The sequence below is a fragment of the Paenibacillus validus NBRC 15382 genome (assembly GCF_004000985.1).
GTDB classification, from domain to species: domain Bacteria; phylum Bacillota; class Bacilli; order Paenibacillales; family NBRC-103111; genus Paenibacillus_G; species Paenibacillus_G validus.
Genome location: NZ_BIMH01000021.1, coordinates 63688 through 79444, shown reverse-complemented (window position 1 = coordinate 79444; position 15757 = coordinate 63688). Strand labels below are relative to the sequence as shown.

The following is a 15757-nucleotide window of genomic DNA, read 5'->3' as shown; positions in this document are numbered from 1 at the left end:
GGAGCCGTTAATGACCATCGGCGGGTCCGCTTTACGGTAGCGGATCATCGTAAACAGAATGCAAGTCGCTCCGCCGGAAGCGGCCGCAAGCATCGTCGTGACGGCGATGTGGCCGATCGAACCGTTGGTTGCGCTGAGCGTGCTGCCCGAATTGAACCCGAACCAGCCGAACCATAAAATAAAGGCGCCGACGGAAGCGAGCGGCAAGTTGGACGGCGGCACGATGTTCGCCGCGCCGCTTTCCGAAAACTTGCCGATCCGCGGTCCGATCAGGATCGCCGCGGCCAAGGCTGCAAAGCCGCCTAAAGCGTGGATGGTGGCCGAACCGGCGAAGTCAATCATGCCGAGGCCGCCGAGCCAGCCGCCGGCGCTCCATACCCAGTGTCCGGCAATCGGGTAAATAAAACCTGTCATGGCAACGGTGAACAAGATGTACGCATGAAAATTGATCCGTTCCGCCACCGCTCCGGAGACGATGGAGATGACGGCGATGACGAATGCGCATTGGAACAACCAGTACGTATCATGCGTAATCGTAAGCTGAATATGGGAAAGATCTCCTCCCATGATAAAGCCGGTCGTTCCGACCAAGCCGTAGAAATCTTTGCCATACATGAGTCCGAAACCGAAAAAGAAAAAAATAAGAGCCCCGAAGGCAATGTCGACGAATACCTTCATGATGATGCTGACGGCGTTTTTTTGCCGAACGAACCCGGCTTCCAACAAAGCGAAACCGCCTTCCATCAACAGGATCATGGCAGCGGTCAGCACGACCCAGATCGTATCCAAACCGCTCTGTATGGCGGCTAAATCCATGAACGTTCACTCCTCTTTTTACTCATTGAAGCGTTTTCGTTCCTCATTATAAGGTTCTCATGACAACAATGTCAACGGAATGCGTTAGATTAATTTACATACGCAATAATCCGTCAACGAACCCTGTTCCGCGGCTTGGACCCGAAAAATGATTGAACCGGGCGATGAGCATATTTTTACCGGAAAACGTTCATCCTATCTAGGAGTTTGGGTATGAATTTTTTTGCGGAGGGGATCCCATGGTTCCATTGGAGTCGACGCTGGTCGGACGCGAGGAAGCTTTCAATCAGGTCCGGCAGTATTTAAATACGAAGGAGTTCTCGCTCGGCGGGAACTGGGATTACGACCACGGTTATTTCGATCGGTATTTGGACGAAGCGCACAAGGTGTGGCTGCGCATACCGTTCCAGGTGACCCACGGGGTGCTCGACGGCGATAATGAATCGACGACGGCGGTTATTGAGATTGGCTCCCCGTTTGTGCTGAAGCACGTGTACAATGAAGGCATGGATAAGAACGCCCAGGCCGGTTTCGTGACGTCGTTGGTTAACCAATTTCAAGATCCGCTCGACAAAAACGCTCCGGTGGAGGACAAATGGGTGAGCCAAGCGAAGACGCTGCTGAAAGAAGTGGAGAGCGGCTGGCTTCCCCAATGAAATCGAATGGCTGCTCGAAGACCAAGGCTGAGCCCTCTGGTCTTCTTTGGGCTGACTATCCCTCGGGTGAACGTCTCCCAGGGAGTATACATACTTTTAACTCCGTTTTAGGTTTCTTTAAGGTTTCTTTAAGGTTCGACGTGCAATATGTGAATCAAGGGGAACGAATCCTCCAGCAGCAGTTGCCATTATATCAATCTCGTAGTTTGAGAAACGGAGGGCATGGAAGATGGATCAAAACAACAATAACAACAACAACAATAACAACAATTATAACCCGTTTAACGATTTCTTCCGCAAGCCGGAAGAGCGGGAGCGGCGCGAACAGACGACAAGCGATAACGAGGGGGCGAAAACTAGCTTGCCGGAAGAGACGGAAAGCCGCTCTTCGCACTATTTCGCTTACGGTCCTTATAAACCGAAGGCTTCGACTTCGGATTCAATGGCCGGCGACAGCGTCGGTTCCGCTCCAGTCGAAGTGACGCCGCCCAAACCGGTTCGTTCTTTTTATACAAACGAGAGCGCTGAGCAGCCGTCTGCCGGTCAATGGCAGTTCGGCAAGCCGCCGAAGAAGAACAGCGGTTTCCGGGGCTTGTTCATCTCGTTCATGGCGGGTGTGCTGGTCGTCGGCTCGTTGATGTTTGCCTCGGACCGCATGAACCTGTTCACCGGCGCGCAAGGCGTGATGGCCGGTAACGGTTCGGGCTCGACAGGCTCGGCGTCGGCAGGCTCCTCGAACAATGGCGGGGTGAAGCCGACCGCGCTCGATATGTCCCGTCCTAACAACATCTCGGGAATCGTCGAACAGGCGAGCCCTGCGGTCGTGAAGATCGAGACGAAGGTGAAGGCGAAGAGCTCTTCGAGAGGCGGCAGCTCGCTCTTCAACGATCCGTTCTTCCGTCAATTTTTCGGCGACGACTTCGGGACGAACGGACAGCAGGACAATTCCGGACAATTGCAGCCCGGCGGGATGGGAACCGGTTTTATCTTCGAGAAATCCGGATATATTCTGACTAACGAGCACGTCATCGAAGGCGCGGACGAAATTTGGGTATACGTGCAGGGTCACGAGAAGCCGTTCAAAGCCGAACTGCTCGGCAACAGCTACGATCTCGACCTCGCCGCGCTGAAAATAACGCCGGAAAACGGCAAAGAATTCCCGGTTCTGCCGCTCGGCAGCGCGGACGATTTGAACGTAGGCGATTGGGTCGTGGCGATCGGCAACCCGTACGGCTTTGATCATACGGTCACCGTTGGCGTCTTGAGCGCGAAAGAGCGTCCGATCAGCATCCCGGATCAGAACGGCACGCGCGATTACAAGCATTTGCTGCAAACCGACGCGTCGATTAACCCGGGGAATTCCGGCGGCCCGCTGCTTAACCTGAACGGTGAAGTGATCGGCATCAATACGGCGGTTAGCGCACAAGCGCAAGGCATCGGCTTTGCGATTCCGACGAGCACAATCTCTTCGGTTCTTGACAACCTGAAGAACAATGTGAAAATTCCGAAAGAGCCGGCTCCGTATATGGGCATTTCCATGCAGGATATCGACAAGGAATGGATTGCCGAGCTGAAGCTTGAAAATAACGAAGGCGCAATCGTCGCGCAAGTCGAGCGTAAGAGCCCGGCCTTCAGCGCAGGGATTCGTCCTTACGACGTCATCGTCGAATTGAACGGCACGAAAGTGAAGACGTCTTCGGAAATCAGTGAAGCGATCAAGAAAACGAAGGTTGGCGATAAAGTAAGCCTGGGCATTATGCGGGACGGCAAGAAGCAAGTCATTGAAGTAACGATCGGCAACCGCAATGCGGAATAATATGCCGTAAGCGCAAGCTTGCAAGGGAAAGAAGCAGGGCAACGTATGCAGAAAAGCCCTGCTTCTTTTTTTGCGTGAAGACGAGCTGGCACCATTAGATTCGGCAAGCAAATTCCGTTACAATAAAGGCAGAGGCAGGTGTATACCGAAATGAGAGAAAAAATATTAGTTATCGACGACGATGAAAAAATTACGTCCATGCTCCGCCGCAGCCTGGCTTTCGAAGGGTACATGGTGTTTACTGCCAATCACGGCATGGACGGCTTGAAGCAAATACTGGAGAACGAGCCGGATGTTGTCATCCTCGATGTCATGATGCCGCAGCTCGACGGCTGGGAGGTCGTCAGACGCATTCGCGAAGGCGGCTCCGATGTGCCGGTGCTGATGCTGACCGCGAAGGATGAAGTGTCCGATCGGGTAAAAGGTCTCGATTTGGGAGCGGACGATTATTTGGTCAAGCCGTTCGCGCTCGAGGAGCTCTTAGCTCGCGTTCGCGTTCTCCTGCGGCGCAAAACGTCCGAGAAAGCCGAGACCCAGGCGAACAAGCTGCAGTATCAGGATGTGTTCATGGATCTCGATACGCGCGAAGTGTTCCGGGGCGGCCAACGGATCGAGCTGACGACGAAGGAGTTCGATCTGCTCCACCTGTTCCTGCAAAATCCGCGCCGCGTCTTGTCCCGCGATATCATTATGGAAAAAATATGGGGATACGACTACAGCGGAGAATCGAACGTGCTGGAGGTATATATTGCGCTGCTTCGGCAAAAAACGGAGGAGTACGGGCATAAGCGCCTGATACAGACCGTGCGCGGAGCGGGTTACGTGCTAAGAGGAGAAGGCTGACATGTCGATACGTCTGCGCCTGACGTTATGGTACACCGGGATACTGACGGCTACGTTGCTGATCCTGGCGTTGGGGCTTTATTTTTTCATGAACTACATTTTGTTTAGCGGCATCAAGACGGAATTAAAGGACGAGGCGAATTATGTGCTTCAACGGGTCCGGGCGCTGCCTACCGTATCGTCGCAAGGCTTCAGCTTCAATTTCGAGCTGGAGGGACGAAACTCGATTCGCAGCAGCAAGCTGCTGGTACAGATCGTCAATTTGCAGGACGGGCGTAAATTTCGCGCATCGGACTTAATAGAAGCGGGCATCGAATTTCCGGATGTGACGCCGTCTAAAGTCAACTGTGTGCTTGCCCAGGAATGCGTGTTCGACAAGGTGAAAATCGACGGATACGACTTTCTCGTTTACAACGCGCCGGTGTATCCAACCGCGTTCTTCGGCCCGAAGGACCAGCCGATCGGCATGCTGCAGGCGGCTTTCTTCGTTGGCCAATCCGAGCGGGTACTCGTTCTGCTGCGTTTGGTGCTGACTTTGTCCATGCTGCTTGTGATCGTGCTCGCCGCCTCGATCGGATGGTTTCTCGCGAGGAAGGCGCTGCGCCCGATCGAACAGGTCATAGCGGCGACCAATCAGATCGAGAAGGGGGCGGATCTGCAGCGGCGCATCGAGTATCAGGGGCCCGGCGACGAAATCGGCGTGCTGATCGAAACGATCAACGGCATGCTGGGCCGGCTTCAGGGCGCTTACGCCGAGCTGGAAGAAGCTTATAGCGCGCAGCGGCGGTTCGTCTCGGACGCGTCGCACGAGCTGCGGACGCCGCTCACGACGATTCGCGGCAACGTCGAGCTGCTCGAGAAGATGTGGAAGCAGATGATGCAGGCAGAGCCGTCGAATTTGCCGGCCGTGGAGCTCAGTCTGGAAGCGATGCGCGATATTTCCGGCGAAGCGCAGCGGATGTCCAGGTTGGTTAATGACCTGCTGGCGCTCGCGCGGGCGGATGCGGGCTTCCAGATCGAGAAGCGGGAGCTGGCGGTGAAGCCGCTGCTGGAAGAGGTGGCGCGCAAAGCTCAGATGCTTCCGCGCTCAGCCGAATGGATCGTGGGAGATTTATCGCCGGCCGAGGATATTTCCATCTACGGCAATCAAGATTATTTGCAGCAGCTGATTTTCATTTTCATCGAGAATGCGTTCAAGTACACGGAGCACGGCTTCGTGCGGATGGACGCGCTGCGTCACGGCGGGCAGGTCGGGATTCGTATCGCAGACACGGGAATCGGCATGGAGAAAGAGGAAGTGCCGCATATCTTCGAACGGTTCTACCGGGCGGACGTGTCACGGGGACAAAAAACCGGCACCGGTCTAGGCTTGTCGATCGCCAAGTGGATCATTGACGAGCATCAGGGGTCCATCGAAGTAACGACGAGCAAAGGCGAAGGGACGACGTTCGTGGTCTGGTTTCCGGTTGCCCACGGATCGGGGCTCGAGGGCGGTCGGGAGAGCAGCCATTCCATCGGTGAGGGGAATGAGGTATAATAAAAATAAAGACTATTTTCGACAGGCGGTGCAAGCGTGGACGTGATCAAAATATCCCCCCGCGGTTATTGTTACGGGGTTGTGGATGCTATGGCGTTGGCCATGCAAACGGCCAAAAACTTTAATCTGCCGAGGCCTATATATATATTGGGCATGATTGTGCATAACGCCCATGTGACGGATTTCTTCGAGAAAGAAGGCATCGTGACGCTGGACGGATCGAACCGCCTCGACATCCTGGATCAGATCGAGCAAGGCACGGTCATTTTCACGGCGCACGGCGTTTCGCCGGAGGTTCGCCGCCGCGCGCGCGAGAAGGGGCTGGCTGTCGTGGATGCGACTTGTCCCGACGTGACGAAGACGCACGACTTGATTCGCGAGAAAGCGGCGGAAGATTACCATATCATCTATATCGGGAAGAAAGGCCATCCCGAGCCGGAAGGAGCGATCGGCGTCGCGCCGGAGCGCGTGCATTTGATTGAAAAGCCGGAGGAAATCGACGAGCTCGGGCTGAGCGCGGAGAAGATCGTGATCACGAATCAAACGACCATGTCGCAGTGGGATATCAAGCATATTATGAATCGTCTGCTCGAGAAATTCCCGCATGCCGAAATTCATAATGAAATATGCCTGGCGACGCAGGTGCGTCAGGAAGCGGTAGCCGAACAGGCGAAGGATGCCGATCTCGTGCTTGTCGTCGGCGATCCGCGCAGCAACAACTCGAACCGGCTGGCTCAGGTGTCCGAGGAGATTGCAGGCGTGAAGGCCTATCGTATTGCGGACATCACCGAACTGAATACGGAATGGCTGAAGCCGGTGCGGCGCGTAGCCGTAACGTCCGGGGCATCGACGCCGACGCCCATTACGAAAGAGGTTATTCATTTCCTGGAGCAGTACGAGGCGAACGATCCGGCTACATGGGAAATTCGCCGGACCGTCAATTTGAGCCGGTTAATTCCTACGCCAAAAACGAAAGCAGCCGTAAAGTAATCGACAAGGAAGGAAATGGACAACAGCAAATGCGTAAAATGGCGAAACTCAAAAAAACGTTCCAACTCCGATCCATTGGCCGCTGGTTTCGATATAAATATTTGCAGTTGACCCGGGCCAAAGGCGGGCCTGCCTTGGTAGCCATGGGCTTTTCGATCGGGATATTCGTCGAGATGTTCACGCTTCCGACGGGCGGGCTTGCTTTTTTGCTCATCTTTCCACTGGTATACTTGCTTCGCGCAAGCGTGGCGTCCGCTCTTCTCGGCTTTATGTTCGGTAAAGTTATTTATTTGCCGCTGATGTTTTTTCATCGCCAGATGGGGGCGCTCGTGCTGCCTCACGGCATTCACGGCGCTTGGATCGAACGATTGCCGGAATGGCTGGACCGATTCCTGAAGTTCTATTTGAAGCTGTTCGTCGGAGGCGTGATCAACGGTCTCATTCTTGCCATCATCGCTTACTTTCCGATCCGCTGGACGCTGCAATGGGTCGACCAAAACCGTAAAGAGAAGCGGCGTAAACGAAAAGAACAACTGCTGCTGCCAACGAACGGGAACGGATAACGATCATAAAATAATCAAGACTTGACGGAGAGAGGGTCTCCGTTGTATATTCGCTTTAGTGATTAAAAGCTTAAAAGCGTATAAGCGTCGAAGCGTCTATGTACGAAAATTTGACCGAGAGGGTGTTCCGCATGATCGCTATCATTTCGAATAAAACACCGGAAGAGCGCATTTCCGAAATCGTTCACCATATTGAGAAGCACGACGTGAAAGCTCACATTTCACGCGGCGTAGACCGTACCGTTATCGGTATCGTCGGGAATGCGGGCCCTGTGCTGGCCGAGCAGCTGCGTCAATTGTCCGGCGTCGAGCAGGTTGTGAAAATCTCGAAGTCCTATAAGCTGGCCAGCCGCGATTTTCATCCCGATCCCACGATCATTCAATTGAAAGGCGTGGAGATCGGCGGCGATCAGCTGGTCGTCATGGGCGGACCGTGTGCCGTCGAATCGCCGGAGCAGATCGATGAGATTGCGCGGCTGGTGAAGGCCAGCGGCGCACAAGTGCTGCGCGGCGGTGCATTTAAACCAAGAACGGGTCCTTACAGCTTTCAAGGCGTCGGCGTCGAAGGTCTCGTCATGATGGCGGAAGCCGGCAGGAAGCACGGGTTGCTGACGATCACCGAAGTGATGACGCCGGAATACGTGGATGTCTGCGCTGAGTACGCCGATATTTTGCAAGTCGGCACGCGCAATATGCAAAACTTCGATCTGCTGCGCAAGCTCGGCCAGATTCAAACGCCGGTGCTTCTCAAGCGGGGATTCAGCGCGACGTACGATGAGTTTCTGAATGCGGCTGAATATATACTGGCTGGCGGAAACCCGAACGTTATGCTTTGTGAGCGCGGAATCCGAACGTTCGAGTCTTATACCCGAAACACGCTTGATCTGGCGGCGATTCCGGTGCTGCAGTCGCTCAGCCATCTGCCGGTGATTTCCGATCCGAGTCACGGCACGGGTCGTCGCGAGCTTGTCGAACCGATGAGCAAGGCGTCCGTTGCCGCAGGAGCGAACGGGCTCATCGTCGAGATGCATACGGACCCCGACAACTCCATGACGGGAGACGGCGTTCAGTCGCTGTTCCCGGACCAATTCGCCCGGCTGATGCAGGATTTGGAGAAGCTGGCGCCGTTGTGCGGCAAACGTTTCGATACCGTCAAGGAACCCGTCGCCGCTGTGAACTCGTAACCGAATATTCGTTTTTTTACAGAAGGATGCTTGATCTCAGGCGGATGCCGCAAGAGATTAAGCATTTTTTTGTCGAAAATGTGACTAAAACCCGGCCGGGTGTGAGCATACCTAACACCTTCACAAAAAATACCTTACATAACTATTGACGGCTCTTGATGCGAAGTTTTATAATAACCACATATCCAAGAGAAAACTTGAACAATGTTCGCTCGAACAGGTCAAAATGTTCGGAATTTAGGAGGTAAGTGAGTCCATGTCAGTTCAAAACGTGTTAAATACCATCAAAGAAAAAGGCATCGAGTGGGTAGATTTCCGTTTCGTCGATCTTAACGGTAGAGCGCATCATATCTCCCTTCCTGCATCTGAAGTTGAAGAAGAGACTTTCCAAAACGGCGTAGCCTTCGACGGTTCTTCCATCGTCGGTTTCAGAGGCATCGAAGAGTCCGACATGGTTATGATGCCGGATACGGAATCCTCCTTTGTCGATCCGTTCACTGCTCATCCGACATTGGTTATTATGTGTAACATCCATACGCCTGATGGCGAGCGTTATGAGCGCGATCCGCGCAGCATCGCTCAGAAGGCTGAAGAATATTTGAAAAAAGCCGGCGTAGGTACGGCAGCATTCTTTGCTCCGGAATCCGAATTTTTCATCTTCGACGAAGTTCGTTTCGAGAGCAAACAAAACTCTTCTTCCTACTTCGTAGATTCCGAAGAAGCTCACTGGAACTCGAACCGTAAAGAAGAAGGCGGCAATCTCGGCTTTAAAGTAGGCCATAAAGGCGGATACGTGCCGGTTGCTCCGACGGATTCCCAACAAGACATCCGTTCCGAAATGTGCCGTCTGTTGATCGAATCCGGTCTTCGCATCGAGCGTCATCACCATGAAGTGGCGACTGCGGGTCAAGGCGAGATCAACTTCCGTTTCGATACGTTGACGAAAACAGCCGATAACTTGATGAAATACAAATATATCGTGCAAAACACAGCTCGCCAATACGGCAAAGTGGCTACGTTCATGCCGAAACCGCTGTTCGGCGATAACGGTAGCGGGATGCACGTTCACCAATCGATCTTTAACGGCGACCAGCCTTTGTTCTATGACAAGAACGGTTACGGTAACTTGAGCGAGCTCGCTTTGAACTACATCGGCGGTATCTTGTACCATGCACCGGCTTTGATCGCATTGACGAACCCGAGCACGAACTCGTTCAAACGTTTGGTTCCTGGTTACGAAGCGCCGGTTAACCTCGTGTTCTCCAAAGGCAACCGTTCGGCAGCCGTTCGTATTCCGGTGGCCGCTGTAACGCCTAAAGGCTGTCGTATCGAGTTCCGTACACCGGACAGCACGGCTAACCCTTACCTCGCATTCGCAGCCATGCTGCTTGCAGGTCTGGACGGCATCAAGAAGAAAATCGATCCTCGCGCCCTCGGCTACGGCCCGCTCGACAAGAACATCTACGAGCTGTCCGATGCAGAGAAAGGCGAAATCCGCAGCGTACCGGGTACGCTCGACGAAGCGCTTAACGCGCTCGAAGCGGACTATGAGTTCTTGACGGAAGGCGGAGTCTTCACGAAAGACTTCATCGACAACTACGTTTCCTTGAAACGTGACGAAGCGAAAGCTGTTTCCATCCGCATTCATCCGCACGAATATTCGTTGTACTTCGATCTGTAAGATTAACAAACAGAAGCTGTACCAAAAGTAGTTATTTCTACTCTTGGGCAGCTTCTTTTTTGTTATCGGATAAAAAATATTGCTCTAAAATCTTTGCCCAGATTGCATAACCAAGATCGTTCGGATGAACAAAATCGTACATCACCTTATCCATAGAGGTTTTCGAGGCTTTTATTTGTTTAGTAAATTCACTATAAATATCAACATATTCCCAACCATGAAGCTTAATAAACTTTCCCGTTTCTATTACGTAGTCTTCATATGAACTTCCAGTTTTATTTTTTGTCAGGTTTTCCTTCCGCGGGTTGGGGGAAGTGATGATGATACGGGCTTTCGGCGCCATTTTTTGCATGTTTAGCACAAGCGATTGAATGTTTGTTTTGCTTTCTTCGATTGAAATATTTTGCACAAAGTCATTGATCAAACAAGTCTCAAAAATAATGATAGAGGGGTTCTCCTCACGAAGGACATCCACTTTGCCTTGGGCCAACATTTGTTTCGTAGAGTAACCCGGAAAACCGTGATTAAGGTAGATCAGCTTCTCCAAACCTTCGGCTGCTTTCAAACGTTCACTTAACAAATGGATCCATGTGTGGGTTTTGCCGGTTGCTCCTGAACCGGCGGTTACACTGCTTCCGATTACGGAAATAACAGGCTCACGGCCCTCTAGGACATTCTGCTGCAGGTATTGAAAGGCGGGTTGTCTTATTATTTCTGTATTTCGGACCTTCTCGATTACTTTACTATCAGACGATGTATGATAGACGCAGGAAGCCAAGGACATAAGATGAGCGGCAAGTAGAGCGGATAAAAGGGATCTCATATTATGCCTCTTGTCTCACTTCAAGACTGGGGACAGAGTTCTTTCTGCTTTTGGTCAAATATTTTCCGAGCTTCATGGATGGGAGTTCGACAAAGTACCAGCAGATGATTGCAGTAAGAATGGATACCAGGCCGGAGAGCGTTAGTAAAAGCGGCATAGATATTCGATCGTGCAACAAGTGCAGGAGGGACAAGATTACGAGCATATGCGTCAAATACAAGCTGTAAGATATTTTTCCTAAGAATATAAGGAGTGGCAAATTTAATAAGCCGGATATTTTACGAGAAGCTAGAGCCATTATGATGAGTAGGACGGAACCGAGCGATAGACCATATTCCGAAACATAAAAACGGAATGGGATGATGTGAAAGAAATCTTTGCTTAATACGTCGGAGTATGAATAAAGGAGTACAGCCATGATTAAAAACGATATTTTTTGCATCTTCGTGAATCGCTGGTACAGGGTTGAAAGTACTGTTTTGTTCTTAGCGACCAACGCACCGATCATAAAGATTGAAATGTAATGCAGGGAATCGAAGAGACTTGTGTGATAGCCGTTAACGGTTATCGTAGACAGAATGCCGGCCAAACCAGCGATCAAGCTAAGCGCGGCGCATAGGATTAAAACATAAATCGTGTTTAGTTTTTTCACAAGCAGGACAATGAAAGGGAATAAAATGGAAATTCGTAATTCATGAATTAACGTCCAAATCACCGGATTATAAACAACCGTGTGAGGATTGCCGATCAAGACAAGATGTTCCCACATTAATGAAAAGGAAAAAGGCTCCTGCTATGACTGGTTAATAAAATCGGTATATTGCTGCAGTTGCCCATCGGATATATAAATGGAGATGAGTATTGTGGCGGATATGGCAACAGCGTAGGGGATATAAATACGGCAAAATCTTTTGATGATATAATGCATATAATTGATGGGATTACCTCTCAGAATAGGCAGAGCGAGCACAAATCCGCTTAAGAGAAAGAAGATGATCACGGCTGCATGGCCTTGTACCAATAATCGCGCAGGCGAAAGTTTTAAAAATGTAACTAGAAAATGGTTGGAACTAAAGGATAGAAACAAGTGATGGAACACAACAAATAATGCGGCAAGGCCTCGTAAAGAATCTAATTGTTCGTACCTATTGTTCATAAAAACTCCTCCGAATAAATATTATATATACAAAATGAATCGATAAATATGTAATTAGAAGAGTCAAATACCGATACTTTACTTAACACATACAGTATTTGATACTAATTGTATCATGAAAACCGCACTTATATGAAGGTTTTTGTTTTCAGCTTTTCTTATAGCAAGTAATGTAAAATGTTGGGAAATAGCTTGACAATTATACTAATTGTATCATAATATAATTTTAAATAACAAAATGTATCTTAAAATGGGCTAGTACAACAACTATGAAACTGCTTTTAAGTCGAGTAATCTCGATTTGTAATTTTAAAGGGAGGATTCATGGTAAGGAAACTGGCACTCATTCTTCTCATTCAATTATTTTTGGGACTATCCATTTCAGACTATGTGCCAAAGACAAACCATTCAGGTAAAATAACGCCTGTCGCCACACCGTATACGGATAACAACCGAATAGTATTGTTCAGAATCGGTATGCAAGACCATTCCTCTCAGGAATTCAAACGATACGGCTTACATGATGCTAACCAAATCGTCCTTGCGTCTGGAAACCCGAAAGAAGCGATGATAAACGATTTTCCTAAAGGGTTAAATGCTTCTGTCAATCGTAACTTATCTATTTCATTTCAAATGCCGAACAAACTTCAATATGGCGCAAAATTTCTTGTTCCAATCATCGAGGCCAGCACGGCTATCCCTCAAATGTCGGTTTTTGTAAACGGTTTTATGGCCGGCCTCATTCAAATTGCCGGTTTGTCAGATACGAACGACTCTAATTACGATGCTTATGGCAATCTATATGAACTTTACATACCGCCTGAGTTTTTTATTGAGGGTCAGAACGAGATTATACTTCAAGTTGAACGGTGCCTTTATTGCTCTTCTTCAGAAGACCCTTTTTTATGGTTTGATTGGGATTATATCGAAATGGAAGCGCTCTATAGAATGGCGGAAGAACCGATCCACGGACGCTATATTAAGATGGGAAGTTCGGTATCAACCGAGCGTTATTATTTCGATCAAAGCGCCGTAGACCATTTGCCTTACGTATTAAAATGGATGGGTATTGCTTACAGCGACAATATTATGAGAGCAAGCTGCTTTAGCAATGTGAGAAATTCTTGTTCGGCCATGCAGGAATATTACGAAAAGCTAAAGGAGTATAACACCGGCGCTGTTGCTATGTACTTATATACAGGCGATATTCAACTTACGTCAGCCGGAACTCTTGCTCCGGAGGCCGCAAATAAACTGGAACAGTTTATGAAACGCTATGGAGACTATATTCAATATTATGAAGTAGATAACGAACCAAGCATTTTCAATCGATCAAAAGATGTGAATATCGCCATCGCCCGTTGGATGAATGAGAACAAAACACGCTATGCTCCTCATCTGCAATCTGTGGCGCCAGGATGGTCTTACAGCAATAAAAACGGCTTGCCGATCGGATGGGAAAGGGATCCCGTCCAGCGTAGAGAATTGGAAAATTTGACTGACTTAACGAATGGTCACGCATACGGCACTTCATATTTGGAGAAGGAGGGAGGCAGTTTTTTTGAAACATTAAAAACCTTCGAATCATTACAAAACGGCCTTCCTAAGTTCATGTTGAACACTGAAATTGGCACAAACAATAAGCACTTGGACCCAAGCAAGTATGGGGCGCAGCAGAAACAATCAGCCGTCTTTGACCGGAATTTGCGAGCTCATATCGGTTTCTCCAACATCTTCATGCAGCACGCTGCATTTTTTAAGAATTATGAACTGTTTCAAACCGACTTTCAAGGCAAAAATCATGATCCAGCTTTAACACATGCATATTCTTTCGGAAATGACCAAGAATCCCGGTTGAAAATATTCAGAAGGCTTGCGCTGGCTTATGCAACACACGGAAGCCCCTTATCATACGAAATTATGAACCGGAATGAAGTCCGAATGAAGAAGGTTTACATTAGAGCAGTTGATACGGCCGCGCTGCAGCCGTTGCCAGGAAGTAAGGCTGTTTCCGATAAAATTCTGATCAGCATAGTTAATTTTGAAAACGAAGAGATTCATCTGCGTTTCAAAGTTTTGATGCCGGACAAAGGGATATTTGATGGAGAACGAATAGGGCCAGGAGATGTTTATAGAGATGCGGTGCAGCAAGTAAATGAATTAAAAGCGGAACCATGGATCGAGATTGAAGCCGTGCTGCCACCAGGAGAATCGATTCAGTATATTCTTGATAAGAGATAATAGAAAAAAACAAGAAGACGGCGCGCCGGACCAAAAATCATCAGGAGATGGGGTCTAAAGTGTGCCGTCTTCTTACTACCTTCATTGAGGCTCAACGAGCCAGGAACATGTAAGTTTCATCTTTCTCTAAGCCATTAACAGTTATCGTTTTCGTATTGGGCTCTATGGGAAACGCCTTCCATATTCCATTCCATCTATAAATACAAATCTCTGTTGCATGCTGTGGAATTCCAGTGATTTGATAGCTTGTCCCCCATTTGGAGCTCCAACCTCTTACATTTTGCCAAACCCATAACTTATGGCTGGGTCCGGAAAGAATGTATTCTCCTTTCTTCTTGGGATCCAACGATACGAAGGAGGTGTCGGTAGTTAAGGAAGTGACAAGTTGAAGTACCTTAGATCTAACCGACATTGCCTGCTCTTCTTCTTTAGCTCCCCGCATTCCGTACTGCTTGTCCTGCTCGTCGGTTAGCAGAAGACTCCATGGCATTGCGAATTGAGTAGCAGGGGTATGGCCATCGTTCTTGACGACACCCAGATGATCCCAAATCGCCGTTAAAAATTGCTTACCGAGCTTTTCGTCCGTGTTAGGCGTACTCGCTTTATTCTTTACATTGAATTCCGTCGAGTAGAAATGAATATCTCTTTTGATGTTTAATTGTTTTTTGATTTGATCGAAGGTGTGTTGGGCAGAGTTGCTGTGGGTACCGACCAAAGGCGCATATTTATCATCAAAATAGGTATGAAGATCGATTCCGTCCAAGGTCCCGTCATTAATTAGATCTGAAACTGCACTGCCGTAGCCTCTTAGAGTCCAATCGTCAAAAGAATTTTGGGCACTAAAGCCACCAGGGATGACTTTTAACTTCGGGTCTACGGAATGCACACCGTCAGCCAGCCCTTTCAATGCCTCGCGATACTTATCATGAGGGATAGAGTTCTCCACATCGGGCTCGTTAAAAGCCGAGAACACCGTAATCCCCCAATCCTGTATGGATCTGCTTCTCGCCCACGTTCCATTTGGTCTATAGACTTGTGCAAATTCCTTTCCGATGGCATACCACTTATTGTAATCCCCGATTTTAACCCCCAATTTTTCATAATTTCCGTAATATTCAAACAAGAGCATGGGAGAAACGTTATGTGTATACATTTGCTCCATTGCTTTCTCCAAGTGGCTAGTTACAGGCTTATCCTTCGAATAATAATAATTAGGGTAAAGATTAATTCTAGTCCATTGTACGTTCAGTGTTTTCATATAGACTAAGTCTTTGGAAATATAGGGATTGCCGTTGGTGAAATTTCCACCCCCTAAAAGTGACGCTACGGTTGGGTTTATACCAACAGGGGGTGGATATGAGTCTTCAGAAAGAGAATTTGTAAGCAAGCCTGATAGTAACATAACGGGAACCAGAGCTTTTCCGGCAGTTGTAAGTATCATTTTGATCTTC

The 15757-nt window shown here is 49.2% G+C and carries 11 protein-coding genes and 2 pseudogenes; 9 read left to right on the top strand and 4 right to left on the bottom strand.

Translation table 11 applies throughout. The annotated features are described in order from the left end of the window. A pseudogene (locus PVA01S_RS15285) lies at positions 1–816 on the bottom strand (ammonium transporter); the annotation flags it as partial. Between the two features lie 239 nt (positions 817–1055). Here PVA01S_RS15285 and PVA01S_RS15280 point away from each other — a divergent pair. The 8 genes from PVA01S_RS15280 to glnA all read left to right on the top strand — a co-directional run bounded on the left by PVA01S_RS15280 (position 1056) and on the right by glnA (position 10086). Further along, complete coding sequence (locus PVA01S_RS15280) at positions 1056–1472, top strand: YugN family protein (protein WP_127608328.1); 417 nt, start codon at positions 1056–1058, stop codon at positions 1470–1472. A 229-nt stretch (positions 1473–1701) separates the two neighbouring features. Further along, a complete protein-coding gene (locus PVA01S_RS15275; RefSeq protein WP_127608327.1) occupies positions 1702–3288 on the top strand; it encodes a S1C family serine protease in 1587 nt (528 codons plus the stop codon). Between the two features lie 150 nt (positions 3289–3438). Next, entirely contained in the window at positions 3439–4131 is a 693-nt protein-coding gene (locus PVA01S_RS15270; protein ID WP_127608326.1) for a response regulator transcription factor, read from the top strand. Position 4132: 1 nt separating this feature from the next. After that, positions 4133–5668, top strand: a complete 1536-nt coding sequence (locus PVA01S_RS15265; protein WP_127608325.1) for a sensor histidine kinase — start codon at positions 4133–4135, stop codon at positions 5666–5668. Between the two features lie 36 nt (positions 5669–5704). Continuing rightward, positions 5705–6658: a 4-hydroxy-3-methylbut-2-enyl diphosphate reductase gene (locus tag PVA01S_RS15260; protein WP_127608324.1), complete on the top strand. Its 954-nt coding sequence runs from the start codon at positions 5705–5707 to the stop codon at positions 6656–6658. Further along, on the top strand, positions 6586–7221 hold the full coding sequence (locus PVA01S_RS15255) for a DUF2062 domain-containing protein (RefSeq protein ID WP_236595999.1): 636 nt from the start codon (positions 6586–6588) through the stop codon (positions 7219–7221). Before PVA01S_RS15260 ends, PVA01S_RS15255 begins: the two co-directional genes overlap by 73 nt. Before the next feature lie 131 nt (positions 7222–7352). Next, positions 7353–8405 carry a 3-deoxy-7-phosphoheptulonate synthase gene (aroF, locus tag PVA01S_RS15250; RefSeq protein WP_054796092.1) on the top strand — a complete coding sequence of 351 codons (1053 nt, stop codon included), beginning with the start codon at positions 7353–7355 and terminating at the stop codon, positions 8403–8405. Between the two features lie 256 nt (positions 8406–8661). Beyond that, positions 8662–10086, top strand: a complete 1425-nt coding sequence (gene glnA / locus PVA01S_RS15245) for a type I glutamate--ammonia ligase (RefSeq protein WP_127608323.1) — start codon at positions 8662–8664, stop codon at positions 10084–10086. A gap of 37 nt (positions 10087–10123) precedes the next feature. Here glnA and PVA01S_RS15240 read toward each other — a convergent pair whose 3' ends face one another. Next, positions 10124–10909 (bottom strand): SGNH/GDSL hydrolase family protein, encoded by a 786-nt coding sequence (locus PVA01S_RS15240; RefSeq protein WP_127608322.1) that lies wholly within the window; start codon positions 10907–10909, stop codon positions 10124–10126. Between the two features lies 1 nt (position 10910). Then, a pseudogene (locus PVA01S_RS27275) lies at positions 10911–12065 on the bottom strand (acyltransferase family protein). Positions 12066–12389: 324 nt separating this feature from the next. Here PVA01S_RS27275 and PVA01S_RS15225 point away from each other — a divergent pair. Continuing rightward, the gene (locus PVA01S_RS15225; RefSeq protein ID WP_127608319.1) at positions 12390–14306 is read left to right on the top strand and encodes a polysaccharide lyase family protein; all 1917 of its coding nucleotides are present in this window, start codon (positions 12390–12392) and stop codon (positions 14304–14306) included. A 91-nt stretch (positions 14307–14397) separates the two neighbouring features. On the opposite strand, the gene PVA01S_RS15220 is transcribed toward PVA01S_RS15225, so the two are convergent. Continuing rightward, complete coding sequence (locus tag PVA01S_RS15220) at positions 14398–15747, bottom strand: hypothetical protein (protein WP_127608318.1); 1350 nt, start codon at positions 15745–15747, stop codon at positions 14398–14400. Between the last annotated feature and the right edge of the window lie 10 nt (positions 15748–15757).